Origin of the sequence: Clostridium sp. KLE 1755 (assembly GCF_000466465.2) — a bacterium.
Taxonomy (GTDB): domain Bacteria; phylum Bacillota; class Clostridia; order Lachnospirales; family Lachnospiraceae; genus Eisenbergiella; species Eisenbergiella porci.
In genome coordinates, this window is the sequence record NZ_KE992680.1 from 2,921 (window position 1) to 22,000 (window position 19,080).

General features: G+C 49.0%; 16 protein-coding genes. 14 read left to right on the plus strand and 2 right to left on the minus strand.

From position 1 onward, the window contains the following. From HMPREF1548_RS07225 to HMPREF1548_RS30440, 7 genes are all read left to right on the plus strand, one after another. On the plus strand, positions 1-1,115 hold a 1,115-nt coding region (locus HMPREF1548_RS07225; protein WP_021635260.1), incomplete at its 5' end, for a SpoIID/LytB domain-containing protein. A gap of 89 nt (positions 1,116-1,204) precedes the next feature. After that, positions 1,205-2,122, plus strand: a complete 918-nt coding sequence (locus HMPREF1548_RS07230) for a M23 family metallopeptidase (RefSeq protein WP_055725878.1) — start codon at positions 1,205-1,207, stop codon at positions 2,120-2,122. Between the two features lies 1 nt (position 2,123). Next, a complete protein-coding gene (locus HMPREF1548_RS07235) occupies positions 2,124-3,317 on the plus strand; it encodes an amidohydrolase (protein WP_021635262.1) in 1,194 nt (397 codons plus the stop codon). Between the two features lie 303 nt (positions 3,318-3,620). After that, a complete protein-coding gene (locus HMPREF1548_RS07240; protein WP_021635264.1) occupies positions 3,621-4,646 on the plus strand; it encodes a D-alanine--D-alanine ligase family protein in 1,026 nt (341 codons plus the stop codon). 19 nt (positions 4,647-4,665) lie between these two features. Next, complete coding sequence (locus tag HMPREF1548_RS07245) at positions 4,666-6,051, plus strand: UDP-N-acetylmuramoyl-tripeptide--D-alanyl-D-alanine ligase (RefSeq protein ID WP_021635265.1); 1,386 nt, start codon at positions 4,666-4,668, stop codon at positions 6,049-6,051. Continuing rightward, complete coding sequence (locus tag HMPREF1548_RS07250) at positions 6,048-6,689, plus strand: DUF1848 family protein (RefSeq protein WP_021635266.1); 642 nt, start codon at positions 6,048-6,050, stop codon at positions 6,687-6,689. The genes HMPREF1548_RS07245 and HMPREF1548_RS07250 overlap by 4 nt, the downstream gene beginning before the upstream one ends. Further along, positions 6,686-7,012: a DUF1848 family protein gene (locus HMPREF1548_RS30440; RefSeq protein WP_021635267.1), complete on the plus strand. Its 327-nt coding sequence runs from the start codon at positions 6,686-6,688 to the stop codon at positions 7,010-7,012. Before HMPREF1548_RS07250 ends, HMPREF1548_RS30440 begins: the two co-directional genes overlap by 4 nt. Positions 7,013-7,024: 12 nt before the next feature. Here HMPREF1548_RS30440 and HMPREF1548_RS07255 read toward each other — a convergent pair whose 3' ends face one another. Beyond that, complete coding sequence (locus tag HMPREF1548_RS07255; RefSeq protein ID WP_021635268.1) at positions 7,025-7,852, minus strand: AraC family transcriptional regulator; 828 nt, start codon at positions 7,850-7,852, stop codon at positions 7,025-7,027. A gap of 371 nt (positions 7,853-8,223) precedes the next feature. On the opposite strand from HMPREF1548_RS07255, the gene HMPREF1548_RS07260 reads away from it, so the two are divergent. The 4 genes from HMPREF1548_RS07260 to gnpA all read left to right on the plus strand — a co-directional run bounded on the left by HMPREF1548_RS07260 (position 8,224) and on the right by gnpA (position 13,646). Next, complete coding sequence (locus HMPREF1548_RS07260; protein ID WP_021635269.1) at positions 8,224-9,582, plus strand: ABC transporter substrate-binding protein; 1,359 nt, start codon at positions 8,224-8,226, stop codon at positions 9,580-9,582. A gap of 83 nt (positions 9,583-9,665) precedes the next feature. Continuing rightward, on the plus strand, positions 9,666-10,559 hold the full coding sequence (locus tag HMPREF1548_RS07265) for a carbohydrate ABC transporter permease (RefSeq protein WP_021635270.1): 894 nt from the start codon (positions 9,666-9,668) through the stop codon (positions 10,557-10,559). Positions 10,560-10,574: 15 nt separating this feature from the next. Continuing rightward, the gene (locus HMPREF1548_RS07270; protein WP_021635271.1) at positions 10,575-11,447 is read left to right on the plus strand and encodes a carbohydrate ABC transporter permease; all 873 of its coding nucleotides are present in this window, start codon (positions 10,575-10,577) and stop codon (positions 11,445-11,447) included. Between the two features lie 42 nt (positions 11,448-11,489). After that, positions 11,490-13,646, plus strand: a complete 2,157-nt coding sequence (gnpA, locus tag HMPREF1548_RS07275) for a 1,3-beta-galactosyl-N-acetylhexosamine phosphorylase (protein WP_021635272.1) — start codon at positions 11,490-11,492, stop codon at positions 13,644-13,646. A gap of 359 nt (positions 13,647-14,005) precedes the next feature. Here the strand turns inward: gnpA and HMPREF1548_RS07280 are convergent, their stop codons facing one another. Beyond that, a complete protein-coding gene (locus tag HMPREF1548_RS07280) occupies positions 14,006-14,869 on the minus strand; it encodes an AraC family transcriptional regulator (RefSeq protein WP_021635273.1) in 864 nt (287 codons plus the stop codon). A gap of 228 nt (positions 14,870-15,097) precedes the next feature. Between HMPREF1548_RS07280 and HMPREF1548_RS07285 the strand changes: the two genes are divergently transcribed. The 3 genes from HMPREF1548_RS07285 (at position 15,098) to HMPREF1548_RS07295 (ending at position 18,910) form a co-directional block, all read left to right on the plus strand. Continuing rightward, positions 15,098-16,891, plus strand: a complete 1,794-nt coding sequence (locus HMPREF1548_RS07285) for an L-fucose isomerase (RefSeq protein WP_021635275.1) — start codon at positions 15,098-15,100, stop codon at positions 16,889-16,891. Between the two features lie 90 nt (positions 16,892-16,981). Continuing rightward, complete coding sequence (locus tag HMPREF1548_RS07290) at positions 16,982-18,457, plus strand: rhamnulokinase (RefSeq protein WP_021635276.1); 1,476 nt, start codon at positions 16,982-16,984, stop codon at positions 18,455-18,457. Between the two features lie 12 nt (positions 18,458-18,469). Further along, complete coding sequence (locus HMPREF1548_RS07295) at positions 18,470-18,910, plus strand: RbsD/FucU family protein (protein WP_035321502.1); 441 nt, start codon at positions 18,470-18,472, stop codon at positions 18,908-18,910. Positions 18,911-19,080: the final 170 nt, after the last annotated feature.

Sequence of the window (19,080 nt, forward strand, 5' to 3'; positions counted from 1 at the left end):
CAGAGACAGCAAGCCGCCGTGGCACATGCCCTTATCCGTTCCCCACGAATAAAAATGGGTGGTGGGACATAGAATGGAGTAAATATGCAGAATGCGGAGAGATGACTATGGACAGAAAAAAGTTACTTCCGAAAACCCGCCCCACCCCCCGCAGGCCGTTTTCCCCCGCATTCAGAAATTCCGCAGGCCGGCAGCGGCTGCTGGATCTTTGTGCGGTCCTTTTATTTTTACTCCTGCTTCCCTATGTATGCAGCCTTTTTTTCGGAAAAGGAGAAAGCGGCCATGAAACCGTTCCGGTATTTGAGGAAGAAGGAAAATTCATGGTGGCCTGTGAAAGCAGCGCGGGAGTGAGCAGAATCCCCCTGGAGGTTTATGTGGAAGGCGCTTTGGCGGCCAGTATCCCCGCAGGCTGTGAGGAAGAGACGCTCAAGGCGCAGGCTGTGATCCTCCGTACCATGTGCATGAAGGCGTATGAGGACAGGGCATCGGTTGAAGAAACAACGATTTCCGCCAGGGAAATCGGACAGGACTATCTGGACCTGCGGGAACGGGAAGCTCTCTGGGGAAGCTCGTCTATGGATAATCAGGCAAAAATTTCCCGGGCTGTATCAGAAACAAAGGGTATGTATCTGACCTGGGAGGGAAAGCTTATAGAACCGGCCTACTTCTGGCTCAGTGCGGGAAAGACGAGAAACGGCAGGGAGGTGTTGGGCGAAGGCTATGATTATCTGGTGAGCGTGGACTGCGAGCATGATATAGAAGCCGAAGGCTATACCTTGCGAACAACCATAAAGAAAAACGAATTCTGGACGGCTCTGGGAGTCAGTAAAACGGAAAAAATAACCCTCACAAGAGACAGCGCCGGCTATGTCCTGTGGGTGGATGCGGAGGGAATACATATGTCGGGAGAAAAATTCCGCAGCCTTTTTTCCCTGAATTCCTCCTGCTTTACCATCAGTGAGGAGCAGGGGCTTGTAGTGCTGGAAAGCCGCGGCGTAGGGCATGGGCTGGGTTTCTGTCAGTTTGAGGCTAACCGTAGGGCGGTGCAGGGCGAGGATTTCCTGGCTCTTTTAAAAGATTTTTTTAACGGTGTTGAAATACAAAAAACTGAATAATGGAAAGGAAAACGGAAAGACTAAGCTTGAAGGATTTCAACTGATAATTGGCATCTGCCAAAATGAATAGGAAAGAGAAGGAATGCCCTATGAGAAGAAGAAGGAGATCAAGCTTTAGAAAAGAAAAAGCAATCATGCTGGTATCCAGCTGCCTCGTTCTGACGGCGCTGACCGCTACCGGCTTGTATGTAAGAAACAGAGGCCAGGAAAAAGAAGAGGATAATTATATTGTGGATTTCACCACGCTGGACGAAGCCAACAGGGATAAAGCGGGTGAAGCACAGGATTTGGGTGAACAGCAGGCTGATGCCGGTGAGCTGGACTATGATCCCAGCTTTCAGGAGGCCAATTCCGGGAAAGTGGACAACCCTGACATGAAAATGCTTGGCAGCACGGCAAACGCCGGAGAGCAGGCGGCAGCGGAGCAGGCAGCTGCAGAGGCGGCACAGGCCGAAGCGCAACAGGAGGCGCTGGCACAGGAATCACAGGAAGCGCTGGAAGCAAACGCGTCCGATGCCATAGCAAAAACAGACGATGGGAATGAGACTGCAAAAAGAGACGAGGATGCAATGAATACGGTGCCTGCCCTGGATTTTTCCGAGTCAGATACCCTTGTATGGCCCATCGTGGGAAATGTCCTCGTGAATTACAGCATGGACAAGACCGTCTTTTTTGCCACACTCCAGCAGTATAAATATAATCCGGCGATCATCATTGCCGCTACCCAGGGAGAAGGCATTACGGCTGCCGCCGACGGACAGGTAACCACCATTTATGAGGATCCGGAAATCGGGACCGCAGTCATTATGAATCTGGGCGACGGCTATGAGCTTACCTACGGACAGCTGACAGATCTTACCGTAGCCGAGGGTGATGTGGTAACCACCGGGGAAATTATTGGAAAGGTGGCGGAGCCTACCAAATATTACAGCGTGGAAGGCTGCAATGTTTATTTCAAGCTGACCAAAGACGGACAGCCGGTAAATCCGCTGAACAGGCTGAGCTGAGATGGAAGGTAAGCTGCTGATACAAAACGGACGCGTACTTCCCATGACGGGAAAGGTTATCCCCAAGGGCAGCGTTCTGGTCGAAAATGGAAAAATAACCGCAGTGGCGGAAAGGATAGAAGTCCCGGACACGGGCAGTACGGAAATCATTGATGCATCCGGCTGCCTGGTGATGCCGGGCCTGATTGAAGCCCACTGCCATGTTGGCATTACGGAAGAAAAAAAGGGGATGGAGGGAGATGACTGCAATGAAAATGTCTCTCCGGTAACGCCGTGGCTGAGAGCCATAGACGCCGTAAATACCATGGATGCCGCATTTGACGATGCCGTCCGGGCAGGAATTACCTCAATTATGGCAGGCCCGGGAAGCTCCAACGTGGTGGGCGGCCAGTTTGCCTTTATTAAAACAAAAGGCAGACGAATAGATGATTTGATTGTAAAGGCCCCTGCCGCTATGAAAATCGCTTTCGGGGAAAACCCCAAGGTTAATTTTTCCGGCCAGGAAAAATCCCCGGTTACCAGAATGGCCATCGCGGGAATCCTGCGGGAGGAGCTCCATAAGGCCGTACAATACCGTAAGAAAAAAATGCGCCTGACAAAGGATTGCCCGAAGGGGCAGGAACCGGATTTTGAACCGGATTTCCGCCTGGAATGCTGGATGCCCGTACTGGAAGGGAAAATCCCCCTGAAGGCGCATGTACATCGGGTGGACGATATATATACCGCCATACGCATTGCAAAAGAATTCGGACTCTCCATGACACTTGACCACTGCAGTGAAGGACACCTCATCGCGGAGGACCTGGCAAAAGAGGGCTTTCCCGCAATAGTCGGCCCCGACCTGTCCAGCAGAAGCAAAATAGAAGTACAGAATATGGCTTTTAAAACCGCAGGCGTTCTGCACGAGGCAGGGGTGCTGGTGGCAATTACCACCGATCACCCCGTATCCCTTATCCAGTCGCTGCCCATTTGCGCGGGTCTTGCTGTAAAGTCCGGACTGCCTTTGGAGGAAGGACTGAGAGCCATTACCTGTAATCCCGCCCGTATCTGCCGCGTATTTGACCGTGTGGGCAGCCTGGAACCAGGAAAGGATGCGGATATCGCTATTTTTACAGGCAATCCCATGGAAACCTTCACCAGGACCATGTGCACCATAATTAACGGAAAAATTGTATACAGGGATACCGGCTTTTAATTTTAATACCTGAATCCTTATCCAGGTCCCTGTTCAAATCCCAACCCGCCCGAACCGCAGCCCTCCCGCGGCCCGGACGGGTATTTCCATGCCCTTCCCCAGAACACTGTGAGCCTTAAAAAAAGCATCTTTTTCATTTTCTAATAGCCCCGGATATGCTACAATTGAAAAGCACGGGCGGTATCTGACATAAATTGGCCCTGTGAAAAATAAGGTAGTAAGGAACTGGACTGTGCATTTTATAACAGTTCCTGAGAAAAACTGTCTTAGCTTAAAATAAAAGACAGGAATTGGAGGAGACTCATGAAAATTGTGGTATTAGGCGGCGGCATCAGTACGGAGAGGGATGTTTCCTTAAGCTCCAGCCGCATGATTTATGAAGCGTTAAAGAAAAAGGGACACCAGGCGGTTTTGCTGGATGTCTATCTGGGATATGAAGACGATTACGCCGGCATTTTTGAAAAGGATGTGGACTGGGCTGAAAACATAGGGGGAATCAAGGAAAGCAATCCTGATATAGCGCAGATTAAGGCGCTGCGAAAGGATGGCGGAAGGAGCTTTTTCGGCCCCAATGTGATAGAGATCTGCCAGATGGCCGATGTTGTTTTCCTGGGACTGCACGGAGAGGACGGGGAGAACGGAAAGGTACAGGCGGCCTTTGACCTGCTTGGAATCCGTTATACGGGAACGGATTACGTCAGCTCTGCGCTGTCCATGGATAAGAGCCTGGCAAAAGAGCTTTTTGCCTTCCACGGCATTCCGACCCCTGCGGGGATCCATGTGAGAAAGGGACAGGAAAGCGCGGAAAGAGTGCCTTATCCCTGTGTGGTCAAGGCCTGCAAGGGCGGTTCCAGCGTGGGCGTATGCATCGTGCATGAGGAAAAGGAATACCAGGCCGCCCTGGAGGAAGCCTTCAAATATGATGAGGAAGCGGTAATTGAGCAGTATATTGAAGGACGGGAATTTTCCTGTGCAGTCATTGACGGAAAAGCGCTGCCGGTAATTGAAATCGCCCCTCTCTGCGGCTTTTATGATTATAAGAACAAATACCAGGCAGGAAGCACCATTGAAACCTGCCCGGCGGACCTGCCGGAGGATAAGACCAGGGAAATGCAGCTCATTTCCGAAAAAGTATTCCGGGCGCTGCGCCTCAAAAAATATGCGCGGATGGATTTCATGATGGATAAGGAAGGCAAGCTGTATTGCCTGGAGGCCAACACCCTTCCCGGAATGACCCCTACCTCCCTGATTCCGCAGGAAGCCCAGGCCATTGGAATAAGCTTTGAAGACCTGTGCCAGTGGATTCTGGAGCTGGCGCAAAAGGACTGATCAGGAAAAGAGGACGTATATGAAAAATATGACTTTAACCAACATCGCCCAGGCATGCGGCGGCAGGCTGATCTGCCCGGGTGAGCCCCCTGCTGCCGAGGCGGCGGGCGTGGTGATCGACTCCAGAAAAGCCGGAAAGGATTTTCTTTTTATTGCCACAAAAGGAGAACGGGTGGATGGACACCGGTTTATACCGGAGGTTTTTGCGGGCGGCGCGCTGGGCGTAGTATGCGAACGGCTGCCGGAGCAGCCTGCAGGCCCCTGCATTCTGGTGGAGGACAGCTTTGAAGCCCTGAAAAGGATAGGGGAATTTTACCGCAGGCAGCTGTCTGTGAAGGTTGTAGGCATCACCGGAAGCGTGGGGAAGACCAGCACCAAAGAATTCGTTGCTTCCGTACTCTCGCAGAAATACAGGGTCCATAAGACCCTGGGAAATTATAATAATGAAATCGGCGTGCCGCTGACGGTGCTTTCCATGCCTGAGGATACGGAGGTTGCGGTACTGGAAATGGGTATCAACCATTTCGGGGAAATGCATAATTTAAGCCGCATTGCCCGTCCCGATATCTGTATCATGACAAATATCGGCCAGTGCCATCTGGAATTCCTGGGAAGCAGAGAAGGGATCCTGAAGGCCAAGTCGGAAATTTTTGATTTCATGGGCGAAGACGGCGCCGTATGCGTTAACGGTGACGATGACATGCTCAGCACAATAAAAGAAGTAAAAGGAAAGCCTCCGGTAACCTTCGGGCTTTCTTCAAGCTGCCGGATTTATGCGGCGGATATTGCAGGCAGGGGACTTCTCGGAAGCGAGGCGGTGATTCATGACAGGAAGGCAGGGATAAGCTTTAACGCGAAGATACCGCTTCCCGGCGGACATATGGTATATAATGCCCTGGCCGCCACTGCCGCAGGACGCCTGCTTGGCCTTACGCCGGAGGAAATCAGTAAGGGGATTGCCGCGGTGGAAGGCGTCAGCGGACGCAGCCACATCATTGAGCTGGCGGATAAAGTTGTCATCGACGACTGCTATAATGCCAATCCGGTTTCCATGGAGGCAGCCTTGGATCTTCTCCTTCAGGCCGACGGCCGGACTGTGGCGGTGCTGGGAGATATGTTTGAACTGGGGAAAGAGGAAGCGAAGCTGCATGAACGCGTGGGCGGGTATGCCGTGGAAAAAGGCGTGGACTGCCTGATCTGTACCGGAAAGCTTTCCCGTCACATGTACGAAGGCGCCCTGAAGGCGGCGGAAGCGGTGAAAAAACCGGCGGACGGCATCCATTATTTTCCGGACAGGGAAAGCCTTCTGGAAGGCCTTGCGGCTCTCCTTCTGCCGGGCGATGCGATACTGGTGAAGGCTTCCCATGGGATGGGCTTTGAAAAGGTGGTGGAGCAGCTGACATGATTCTGTCTGTTTCCAGAAGAACCGATATCCCCTGCAGATACAGCGAATGGTTTATGAACCGGATCCGTGAAGGCTCTGCGGTGGTGAGAAATCCGTTTAACGCGGGCCAGCTTGGCCGCATACCCATGACGCCGGAGGCAGTGGACTGCATTGTTTTCTGGACGAAGGATCCGCAGCCGCTGATGCCTTATCTGAAGGAACTGGACAACAGAGGCTACCGGTATTATTTCCAGTTTACGCTTACGCCCTATGGCAAAGCGCTGGAACCGGGCCTGCGGGATAAAAAGGAAATTATCCGCACCTTCCGCAGCCTGGCGGAACAGATTGGAAGCGGCAGGATTATCTGGCGCTATGATCCTGTTATTATAAATGAAGAAATGGGAATCGGATATCATAAACAGGCGTTCCGGCAGCTGTGCCTGGAATTGCAGGGCTGTATGCGGAGCGTGACTGTCAGCTTTGTGGACAGATACTCCGGAAATGGGTACTGGCAGAAACCGGGGAAACCTGAAGCCAGGAGGAAAAGCCTGCTGCGCGATGCGGCGGAAACGGAAATGGAGGAGCTGGCGGCCTTTTTTGCCCGCACCGGCGTTGCATATGGGTGCAGGTCAGCGCCTGCTGTGAGGCAAAGGATTTGACCGCATTTGGCGTGGGAAGAGCCTCCTGCATTGACAGGGCCGTCATAGAGGATATCCTGGGCGGCAGCGTGACGCTCAAGCCTGACAAAGGGCAGCGAAAAGGCTGCGGCTGCTATGAAAGCATTGACATCGGCGCCTATAACACCTGTCCTAATGGCTGTATCTACTGCTATGCCAACCATTCTCCGAAGGCTCTGGAGGCCAATCTGCGGCAGATGGATAAAAACAGCGAAATGCTTGTCGGACATGTCAGGGAAGGAGACAAGGTAACGGAACGGAGGGCTGTTTCCTGCTTTGATGGACAGTATGGGCTGAAGTTTTGAACCTGCCGGAGCCTATCTGCCCTGACAGGCCTTCCGGTAAGCGCTGGCCGTCATATGGCAGTGTTTCAGAAAACACTGGGCAAAATAGCTCTGTGAGGAAAATCCGGAGGACTGCGCAACCTCCGTTATACTGTAATCCGTACTGGCCAGCAGCTCCTTGCTGGCCTTTATTCTTACCTCCATCAGATAATTCATGGGAGAACATCCGAACTGCCGGGTAAAGGCATGCACCATGTAGTATTTATTCAGATGGGATACCTGGGCAAGCGTATCCAGCGTGATGTTCTGGTTATAATTGGCCTCCATATACTGCTTCAGCTTGATACATTCCCGGCTGGACTTCACGGAGGGAACGAATTCAAAGGAAAAGTTCGTCCTGCGTATCAGCTTAACGATCAACATGTTGAGCAGATCCTGGCACACAAGCTCATAGTGGGGCCTTTTATTCTCCATCTCCTCCAGCAGGGAATCCATAAAGTAGGCAAATTCCTCATGATCACGTCTGCAGTTGAAAATAAGGTGCTCATGCTCCCCGCCGAAGGAAAAATTCAGGCCTTCAACACCAAGGATAATGTATTCCAGCGGAATCTCCCCCACAGACCGCTCTGTGTGGGAGGTATTGGAATTGATGATGATAAAATCATCCTCTTTAATAGGAAAGTTCTGATCTTCAATCAAATAATTCCCCGTACCCTTTTTAATATAGCAAAGCTCAGTAAAATAGTGCATATGCGGCAGGCTGGGCCAGTCGTTTTCATAAATGGAATGCGTGACATACAAAAGCTTTGCATTAATAGGATCAATTTCCCCGGTTTCCAGGGGGTATCTTGTAATCGGCATAAATTTCTCCTTTATGGTTGGCCGGTATCTTTCAGTTTATACATGCAATCCGTCTTTCCTTTTCTTTTTAGAAATACTGCGCTTGAAAACGGGCGGATAACAATGGAAAGCAAACATTTGTGCAAAAAAGATGTATAAAAATATAAAAAACACAGGTTTTTAAAGTAAGTGATTAAGCAATCTGTTTAAAAAAACAAGCAGTTAAATCTGATGGCGCACGTATATGACTAAAAATATATTAACAAATCTTGCGATAAAAAGCAATATTTCTAAAAAAAGAAGCAAGATATGGATTGTATAGATTGGCTATAAAAGATATACTGAGATTATCAAAAAACGATACATGATGCACAAACTAAAGGAGGAAAAAAATGAAAAAGAAATTCATCAGTTTGTTTTTAACAGCTGTTATGGCAACAAGCCTGCTGGCAGGTTGCGGCAACAGCGGCACAACAGCGCCTGCTGAGTCAAAGCCTGCAGAGACTCCTGCAGCTGCCACAGAGGAAGCTAAGGCAGAGACAACTCCTGCTGAATCAACCGCAGCTGCTGAAACGACAGCAGAAAGCGGAGCAGCAGATTACAGCGGCGTTACATTGACAATGTGGTCCATGTGGAACTCCACAGAGCCTCAGGGCCAGGTAATCCAGGAAGCAGCAGATGCTTTCAAGGAGAAGACAGGCGCAACCATTAATATCGAGTGGAAGGGCCGTGACATCAACACCATCATCCAGGCAGCTCTGGAATCCAATGAGAAGATTGATATCTTCGAAGATGACTATTCCAGAATCGCAAAGAACTACAAAGATTACTGCTATGACCTTACAGATATGGCTAAGGCAGCTAACTATGACGCAACCAGCTATGCATGCTTCAATGAAGTTGCAACAGAGTGGGCAGGATTCCTTCCCTGTGTAACAGAGCAGCCTCAGGTAGGCGGCGTGTTCTACAACCAGGATATCTTCGATGACTGCGGAATCTCCGTTCCCACCACATGGGATGAGTTCCTTGCAGCATGCCAGACCATGGTTGACAAAGGCTATCAGCCCCTGGCTCTTGACAGCGCATACGCAGATTTCACCTTTGGTTACCATCTTGACAGAGTAATCGGTGAAAAAGCAATCTCCGACCTGGCTGTAAACGGCGGCTGGAGCAAGAATGAAGGCGTTGTAAAAGCAGCTCAGCAGATTATCGACTTTGTTAAAGCAGGATATCTTGCAGACGGCGCTCCGGATGAATATCCTTCCAGCCAGAACAAGATTGGTTTAACTGGTAAAGTGGCAATGGTTGTCTGCGCTAACTACGTAGCACCTGAAGTAAACAACAACTCCGGCACAGAAATCAACTGGGGAATGTTCAACTACCCTGCAGTTGAAGGCGGCGCGGATCCTTCCAATGCATATGCAGGCGCTAACTCCCTTGCTATTACAAAATACAGTGAGAACGCACAGGCAGCATTTGATTTCCTGATGTTCTTAACAAGCGGCGAATTCGACCAGAAGATGGCTGATACAGCGGATCAGATTCCTGCAGACCCCAGCAATACAGCACCCGCTATCATGAGCGGTACCGTAGAAGCTCTGGTTGCTACCAAAGCTCCCCTGTCCTGGAACATGGGTCTGAATGATAACTCCGAATTAAAGACCAGCTTTAAGGATATCATCATCAGCCTGTATGAAGGCAAATATGCTACCGGCGAAGATTTCGCAGCAGCAATGGACGCTTTATACTAAAACATAAAAACTAAACAGGTTTATCAAGTGGAGGTGGCACTGAAGTGGTGCCGCCTCTTTTGACAAGAAGAGGTGACATATTAATGAAAAAAAATAAGTCCTTAATTGTAGGTTTTATATTACCCTGTTTGTTAACCCTCCTCATCATGTATCTTTATCCTGTGGTCAGGACCGTAATCATGAGCTTCTTCCAGATTGAAAGTGTGACATCAGACACCTCCACCTGGGTCTTTAACGGTATGAGCAACTATCAGAAGATTTTCAACAGCCCCGGATGGCAGGCTTCCATGTGGAACATGTTCCGTATCTGGCTTGTGGGCGGCATTATTGTTCTTTCCTTTTCGCTTCTGTTCGCTGTTATACTGACAAGCGGCATCCGCTTTAAGAAGTTTTTCCGTGCTGCAATTTATCTTCCCAACGTTATCAGTGCTGTTGCCCTGGCAACCATGTGGATTCAGTATGTTTACAACAACGACTATGGTATGCTCAATAAAATCCTTCGGACATTTGGGCTGGAGGGCGTAAAATGGCTGGGCAATGATACCAAGTTCTGGGCAATGCTGTTTGCATTCATCTTCGGTGCGGTCGGCTATTACATGCTGATATTTATCAGCGGTATTGAAAGAATCCCGGCGGATTTATATGAGGCGGCAACGATAGACGGAGCCAACAAGGTGCAGCAGTTCGGTAAAATAACAATGCCTCTGTTGAAGGGAATTACCAAGACGAACATTACCTTCTGGAGCGTACATACCACCACATTCTTCCTGTGGTCAAAAATGTTTTCACCTGTGGATTCGGAGATTACCACCACGGTTCCCGTTGTTTATCTGTATGATACGGTTTTCGGCGGCAAGGGCAATTCAAAAAGAGATGCGGGCGCAGGTGCTGCTACCGGTGTGATTCTGGCACTCATCATTGTTGTTATCTATGTCGTCATGAACAGACTGCTCAGAGATGATGATCTGGAATTCTAAGAGGAGGTGTGGATTATGAGCAAAAAGAAAGAGCCTAAGGTAAAAGAAAGAATTAACTGGAGAAAAGAAGCATCTCTTCTTCCGGGATATATTATCGTACTTGTCTGGATCATATTCACAGCTGCCTTTTTATTATGGATTCTGGGCGCCAGCCTTTCCACATCCAGGGAAATTTTCTCCGGATCAGTATTCAAATTTGAGAGCGGCCTTCATTTTGAGAACTATGCAAACGCATGGAAAGCGCAGAATGTTTCCGTATTCTTCGCTAACTCCCTGCTGTATGCGATAACGGCCTGTGTCGGCGTAATCCTGATTTCCGCGCCTGCGGCCTATGTGCTGTCCAGGTTTGAATTCCTCGGCAACAAGGTCATGAAATCCAGCCTGATCGTTGCCATGAGTATTCCTGCGGTTATGATTATCATGCCTATTTTCTCACTCTCCACAAAATGGAATCTGAAGGGCAGGATTCTGCTGATACTTTTGTATATTTTCTTAAATGTACCTTATACAACAACCTATCTGCTCAACTTCTTCGCAACTCTGAGTAAGACCTACGAAGAAGCGGCGGCAATTGACGGCTGCCCTCCGGCTAAAACCTTCTGGGTTATCATGCTGCCTCTGGTACAGCCGGCGCTGATTACGGTAACTATTTTTAACTTCCTGGGTGTGTGGAACGAATTCTTCATGGCATTGATCTTTGCAAGCTCCGAAAGAATGACACCTGTAGGCGTCGGCCTTCTCCAGATTGTAAACTCCATGAAGTACACGGGAGACTACGGCGGACTGTTTGCGGCGGTTGTTATCGTGTTCTTGCCCACATTCTTATTGTACATTTTCTTATCCGAGAAGATTATTGCCGGTGTTACAGGCGGCGGTATCAAAGGTTAATGGCATGGATGCCGTATTTATTTAAAGAAGAGGAGGCACAATATGAGTCAGGAAAAAGGGAGAGTAACAATTCCCACCGATATAGACGTGATACAGGAGACACTGGATTTATCCAAACGCTGGGGCGCAGATGCGGTGCGTGACTGCGACGGCACGGATTTTCCCGTAGAGTTAAAGGATGTGGGACTGAAGGTTTATTCCACCTATTATACTACGAGAAAGGATAATGCCTGGGCAAAGGCTAATCCTGATGAAATCCAGCAGATGTATATAATGACGCCGTTCTACACGGCAGCCGGGGAAGCTTTGAGGATCAGGCTTATGAAAGGCCTGTATCCTGATATGCTTACCCCCAACAGCAGGGATGACATCAGACGTTGGTGGGAGGTAATCGACCGGACAACGGGAGAAGTGGTTCCCACAGCGGACTGGACCTATGATGAAGAGGCGGGAGAGGTGGAAATCAAAAGCGTGCCTTTCCATGACTATACCGTGAGCTTTCTTGCATATATCATGTGGGATCCGGTACATATGTACAACGCGGTGGTAAATGAGTGGAAGGATGTGGAGCATCAGATTACCTTTGATGTGAGACAGCCAAAAACCCATGAATATACCATGAAGCGCCTGCGCAAATTTATTGAGGAGCATCCGTATGTAAATGTGCTGCGTTTCACCACATTTTTCCACCAGTTTACGCTGGTATTCGACGAGCTGGCCAGAGAAAAATATGTGGACTGGTACGGATATTCTGCATCAGTATCCCCTTATATCCTGGAACAGTTCGAAAAGGAAGCAGGCTACAAATTCCGGCCTGAATTCATCATTGATCAGGGCTATTACAATAACCAGTACCGTATTCCTTCCAAAGAATACAAGGATTTCCAGGCCTTCCAGAGAAGAGAGGTCGCCAAGATTGCCAGGGAAATGGTGGATATCTGCCATGAATGCGGCAGGGAGGCGATGATGTTCCTGGGTGACCACTGGATTGGAACGGAACCGTTTATGGATGAGTTTAAGACCATCGGCCTTGATGCGGTGGTTGGAAGCGTGGGCAACGGAGCAACACTCCGTCTGATCAGCGATATCGAAGGGGTGAAATATACGGAAGGCCGCCTTCTGCCTTATTTCTTCCCGGATACCTTCCATGAGGGAGGCGATCCTGTTAAGGAAGCAAAGACGAACTGGGTAACGGCAAGACGTGCGATTCTGAGAAAGCCCATTGACCGCATCGGCTATGGCGGTTACCTGAAGCTGGCGAATGAATTCCCCGATTTTGTGGATTACGTGGAATCCGTATGTGCGGAATTCAGGGAGCTTTACGATAATATCAAGGGCACTACGCCTTATTGCATTAAGAAGGTGGCAGTGCTGAACTGCTGGGGAAAAATGAGAGCCTGGGGAAATCATATGGTGCATCATGCGATTTACTTCAAGCAGAATTACTCCTATGCAGGAATTATAGAGGCGCTTTCCGGCGCGCCGTTTGACGTGAAGTTCATCAGCTTTGAAGATATCCTGGAAGATAAGGATATTTTAAAGGATATTGATGTCATCATCAACGTAGGCGATGCGGATACCGCACAGACAGGCGGTGAGTGGTGGTGCAATCCGGTAATTTCTTCTGCCATTAAGGAATTCGTATATAACGGCGGCGGCATTATCGGTGTGGGAGAACCCAGCGGCCATCAGGCAAACGGACATTTCTTCCAGCTGGCAAATGTGTTCGGCGTTGAGGAAGAGAGAGACTTCACACTCGGCTACGATAAATACAACTGGGAAAACCACAGCCACTTCATTACGGCTGACTCTCAGGAGAGAATTGATTTCGGCGAATCAAGGAAATATATCTATGCGCTGGAAAACGCACAGGTGCTTGTATCCGAGGATAAAGAAGTGAAGCTGGCGGTGAATGAGTTCGGCAAGGGCCGCGCCGTATATATCAGCGGGCTTCCTTACAGCTTTGAAAACAGCAGGCTTCTCTACCGTGCTATTTTATGGAGCACAGGCGAAGAAGAAAATATCAATAAGTGGTTCAGTACCAACTATAACGTGGAAGTACATGCCTATATTAAAAACGGCAAATACTGTGTGGTAAATAACACCTATGAACCCCAGTCCACGACCGTATATAAGGGTGACGGAACAGGCTTTGATTTGGATTTGGAAGCAAACCAGATTATCTGGTACGAAATCTGAGAACAGTGATGACAGACGCTTTCGGCAGCAGCCGGAGGCGTCTGTTTTAAGTTTGAAGATAAAGAAACAGCGTCCATTTCCGAGGGGTGAACAGGAAGCCGGACAGTATTTTTTTATATACTGAAAACCGGAAAAACTAAGATTTTATAGAGTTGACACATGTAATGCAATACGTTATTATTTACTATATAAATGTATAAAACATATCGATATGGAATCTATCCATATTAATACCGATGTCCGGTTCTCTCAGAGGTTTCTGAAGCAGGATCTTTTACATTTTTATCCGAAAGGCTCAGAAAGTGCCTGTATTACCGGAAATGCGATAAAAGATTCTGTTTTGGAAATCCTGTCTTTTTTCAAACTCGTCCCAGGGCATAGTGCTTCGGGGTCACTCCCATATATTTCTTAAAGGTTTTGACAAAATAACTGCTGTCATTAAAGCCGCATTGATAGGCAATTTCTGTGACGGGAAGCTCGGTGGTGCTCAGAATGTAGCAGGCGCGCTCCACGCGGTAATAGTTCAGATAATCCATGGGAGTCCGGTGCACCGCGGTACGGAAATAGCGGCAGAAGTATTTGGGCGTCATTCCCGCAATCCGTGACAGATCCGCAAGTGTGACAGGGCTGGCATAATTGGCGTCAATGTATTCCAGAACAGGCTTAAGCTGATCCATTTTCTTGGGGGCCGACGAAGGCTCCTCCGTTGTGGGAACATAATATTCCTCTTCAAAAATACAGCCGAAAAACTCAAACAAAGCTCCCAATGTTCTCAGCTCGCTTCCCGCATGGGGGTAACGTACCGCATCAAAAAGACGGCAGGCTGCCTGCAGCAGGCGGGAATTCCTGCTTTCCCCCGCCTGAAAATAGTTATACAGCCGTATCTGATGCCGGGAAATGAGCCGGATATACCGTTTACAGGCATCCGTATGCATGAGAGTGGGATTTAAATCAAAAACGGCGCATTCGTATACACAATGCTCAGGAACGCCGCCGTGTATGATGCCTTCCCCGATAAGAATCACATCGCCGGCCCCTGCGTTTATCTCCTCATCATCCAGATAAAGACGGAGAGAACCGCTTAATATCTGAATCAGCTCCATTTCCTTATGCCAGTGGAAGGGCATATTATACCGCGAATGATGCTCATCCACATGATAAAACGCAATGGGAAAATCCGGTGTCCCATGATCTATTTTTTCATTATAATCCAGATAATGCATACGCTTTCCTCCATATATACAGAGCTTTCACAAACGGCCTGCAGGGAGTTTTCCCCTGTTTTTACTTATTTCACAGTTTTTTTAAAAAAGTGAATATTGTTATATTTTTTGCCATTATAACACAGGCAAAAAGAAATTGCCAATGATATACTGAACTTAACGGACTTAGCGGTATCAGTTAAGTTCCTGTGGAAACCGGTAAAGGTATTTTTTCAAGGAGGGAAAGAAATGGCAGAAAACAGATATGTAGGGGATTATCCGGTAATTGGCATCAGGCCCACCATCGACGGAAGAAGAGGCTACCTGAAGGTGAGGGAATCACTGGAAGAGCAGACAATGAATATGGCGAAGGCAGCGGCAAAGCTGTTTGAAGAGAATTTACGCTACTCCAACGGGGAGCCTGTAAAGGTGATTATTGCAGATACTACCATCGGGCGTGTGGGCGAGACTGCGGCATGCGCGGACAAATTCCGCAAGGCCGGTGTGGATATTACCCTGACCGTAACACCCTGCTGGTGCTATGGCGCGGAAACAATGGATATGGATCCCAATACGATCAAGGGCGTATGGGGCTTTAACGGTACGGAGCGTCCCGGAGCCGTATATCTGGCAAGTGTACTGGCTACCCATGCGCAGAAGGGACTTCCGGCATTCGGTATTTACGGACATGATGTTCAGGATGCGGACGCAACGGATATCCCGGAGGATGTTGTGGAGAAGCTGCTTCGCTTCGGAAGAGCTGCGGTAGCGGTTGCCACTATGAGAGGAAAATCTTATCTGCAGATTGGTTCTATCTGCATGGGCATCGGCGGTTCCATCATTGATCCCGCATTTATTGAAGAGTATCTGGGAATGCGTGTGGAATCCGTGGATGAGGTGGAAATCATCCGCCGTATGACGGAAGGCATTTATGACAAGGCAGAATTTGAAAAGGCGCTGGCCTGGACAAAAGCAAACTGCATTGAAGGCTTTGATAAAAATCCTGAAGAGGTTCAGAAGTCCAGAGAGAAGAAGGACGAGGACTGGGAGTTCGTTGTTAAGATGATGTGTATCATCAAAGATCTGATGAACGGCAACAAGAACCTGCCCGTTGGCTGTGAAGAGGAAATGGTAGGCCATAATGCGATTGCGGCAGGCTTCCAGGGACAGCGTCAGTGGACGGATTTCTACCCCAACTGTGATTTCGCGGAAGCGATGCTGAATACCTCCTTTGACTGGAACGGACCGAGAGAGCCTTATGTACTCGCGACGGAAAATGACGTCCTCAACGGCCTGGGAATGATGTTTATGAAGCTTTTGACCAACCGGGCGCAGATTTTTGCAGATGTGCGTACCTATTGGAGCCCGGAAGCGGTTAAGAAAGCGACTGGCTATGAGATAGAAGGCGTAGCGAAGGAAGCGGGCGGATTTATCCACCTGATTAATTCCGGCGCGGCATGTCTGGATGCCAACGGACAGGCAAAGGATAAGGACGGCAACAATGTGATGAAGCCCTGGTATGAGATTACTCAGGAGGATCAGAAGGCTATCATGGAAGCCACCACATGGAATGAAGCGGACTTCGGATACTTCAGAGGAGGCGGCTACTCCTCAAGATTCGTTACGGAAGCCCAGATGCCTGTTACCATGATCCGTCTGAACCTTGTAAAGGGACTTGGGCCCATGCTCCAGATCGCAGAGGGCTGGACGGTGAAGCTTCCCGATGAGGTTTCTGACAAGCTCTGGAAACGTACGGATTATACATGGCCCTGCACCTGGTTTGCACCCCGCACAACCGGTAAGGGCGCATTTGCAACAGCATATGATGTAATGAATAACTGGGGCGCAAACCATGGCGCTATCAGCTATGGGCATATCGGAGCGGATCTGATTACCATGTGCTCCATGCTGAGGATCCCGGTAAGCATGCACAACGTGCCTGAAGAAAAGATCTTCCGTCCTTCCGCATGGAATGCATTCGGTATGGATAAGGAAGGCCAGGATTACCGTGCATGTGCTACTTACGGCCCTATGTACAAATAACATCCCGGAGCAGGTCATCAGGGTCAGACGAATCGAAGGTCCGCCTGGCCCTGATTTGTTGTTTCAAAGAATCAGAATAAGGAGCCGCCTATGGAGACAAAGAAGGTATTAGCGGTTGACCTGGGGGCTTCCAGCGGAAGAGTCATGCTGGGAAGCTTTGACGGGGAAAAGATAACCGTGGAGGAGCTGCACCGTTTTTCCAATGATCCCGTCATCCTGGGGAATACCATGTATTGGGATTTTCTCCGCCTGTTTCATGAAATCAAGCAGGGGCTGATTAAATCCAAAGCATATGGGAAGATAGACAGCATCAGTGTGGATACCTGGGGAGTGGATTTCGGACTTCTGGATAAGGAAGGGAATCTGCTGGGGAATCCGGTGCATTACCGGGATGCCAGAGTGAATGGGATGCTGGATAAAAGCTTTGAAAAAATAGACAAGGATACATTTTATGGAATCACCGGCAATCAGTTTATGGAAATCAATACGGTATTCCAGCTCCTGTATCTTGCGCTGAATAAAAAGGAACTGCTGGAACAGGCTGACAGCCTTCTGATGATGCCGGATTTATTCAATTATTATCTGTCCGGCGGGAAATGCTGCGAATATTCCATTGCATCCACAACGCAGATGCTGGATGCTGTAAAGAAGAACTGGTCGGATGAGGTGATAGAAAAGCTGGGCCTGCCTGAAAGGCTTTTGCAGCAGGTGGTTCCCAGCGGTACTACCGTGGGAACACTCAGCCCGCAGCTGTGTGAGGAGCTGGGGATTGAACCTATGAAGGTAGTGGCGGGCGCCGGACATGATACCCAGTGTGCGCTGGCTGCCGTGCCTACAGGGGAAAAGGATTTTATTTTCATAAGCTGCGGGACCTGGTGCCTGTTTGGCACAGAGCTTGATGAGCCGATTATTGATGAAAACAGCGCCCGTTTTAATATTACAAACGAGGGCGGCGTGGGAGGAAAAATTTCCTTCCTGAAGAATATTATCGGTCTTTGGCTGATTCAGGAGAGCCGCAGGCAGTGGATGCGGGAAGGGAAGGAATTCAGCTTCGGCGAGCTGGAAAAGCTGGCTGCCAAAGAGGAGCCGTTCCGTTCTCTGATCGATCCGGACGCTCCCGAATTTGCACCTTCAGGAAATGTGCCCCGCAGAATCCGGGAATTCTGCAAACGTACCGGGCAGCCGGTACCGGAAACGGAAGGGCAGATCGTACGCTGCATTAACGAAAGCCTTGCGCTGAAATACCGTATGGCTTTTGAAGAAATCAGGGAATGTACGGGAAAGGAATATCCCGTGATACATATGGTGGGCGGCGGAACACAGAGTGCGCTGCTGTGCCAGCTGACAGCAAATGCATGCGGGCGTCCCGTATATGCAGGTCCTGTGGAGGCCACTGTTTACGGAAACGTGGCGATTCAGCTGATGGCGGAAGGCGCTGTGGGAAGTCTGGAAGAAATCCGCAGTGTAATTAAGGCTTCGGAAGAAATCCGCAGGTTTGACCCGCAGGATGGAGAACGCTGGGAGGAAGCCTATCGGAACTATTGTGAAGCTATCAGGAAATGGTGATTGGAGGCAGCTATGTTAAAAGGAATTCCTTCTGTTTTATCACCGGAGCTGTTAAAGGTTCTGTGTGAAATGGGACACAGTGACAGGATTGTAATTGCGGACGGGAATTTCCCGGTGGAATCCATGGGGAAAAATGCCAAGGTAGTTCGGTTGGACGGACACGGAGTCCCGGAAATTCTGGACGCCATCCTTCAGGTATTCCCGCTTGATACTTATGTAGAGCATCCCGTGAACCTGATGGAGGTAATGCCGGGGGATCCTGTGGAGACTCCTATCTGGGATAAATATAAAGAAATCATTTCCAGGTACGATGACAGGGGAAGCGCGGCGGTCGGCAATATTGAAAGGTTTGCCTTCTATGATGAGGCAAAAACTGCTTATGCCATTGTGGCGACCGGTGAAATGGCTGTATATGCCAATGTGATGCTGCAGAAGGGCGTCGTGAAGGATTAAGGAAAGAACGAAGAGAAAATAAAACAGAAATGACTTTAAGGGTATTCCATAGGCCTGTGTGCTCAGGTATTGGAATACCCTTTTTATGTGTCGGAGGTAAAATAATATTTTACTTTGCGGAAAAATAATATTTATCTTTACGGAAGCATAATATTTGCTTTTGAAGAAAA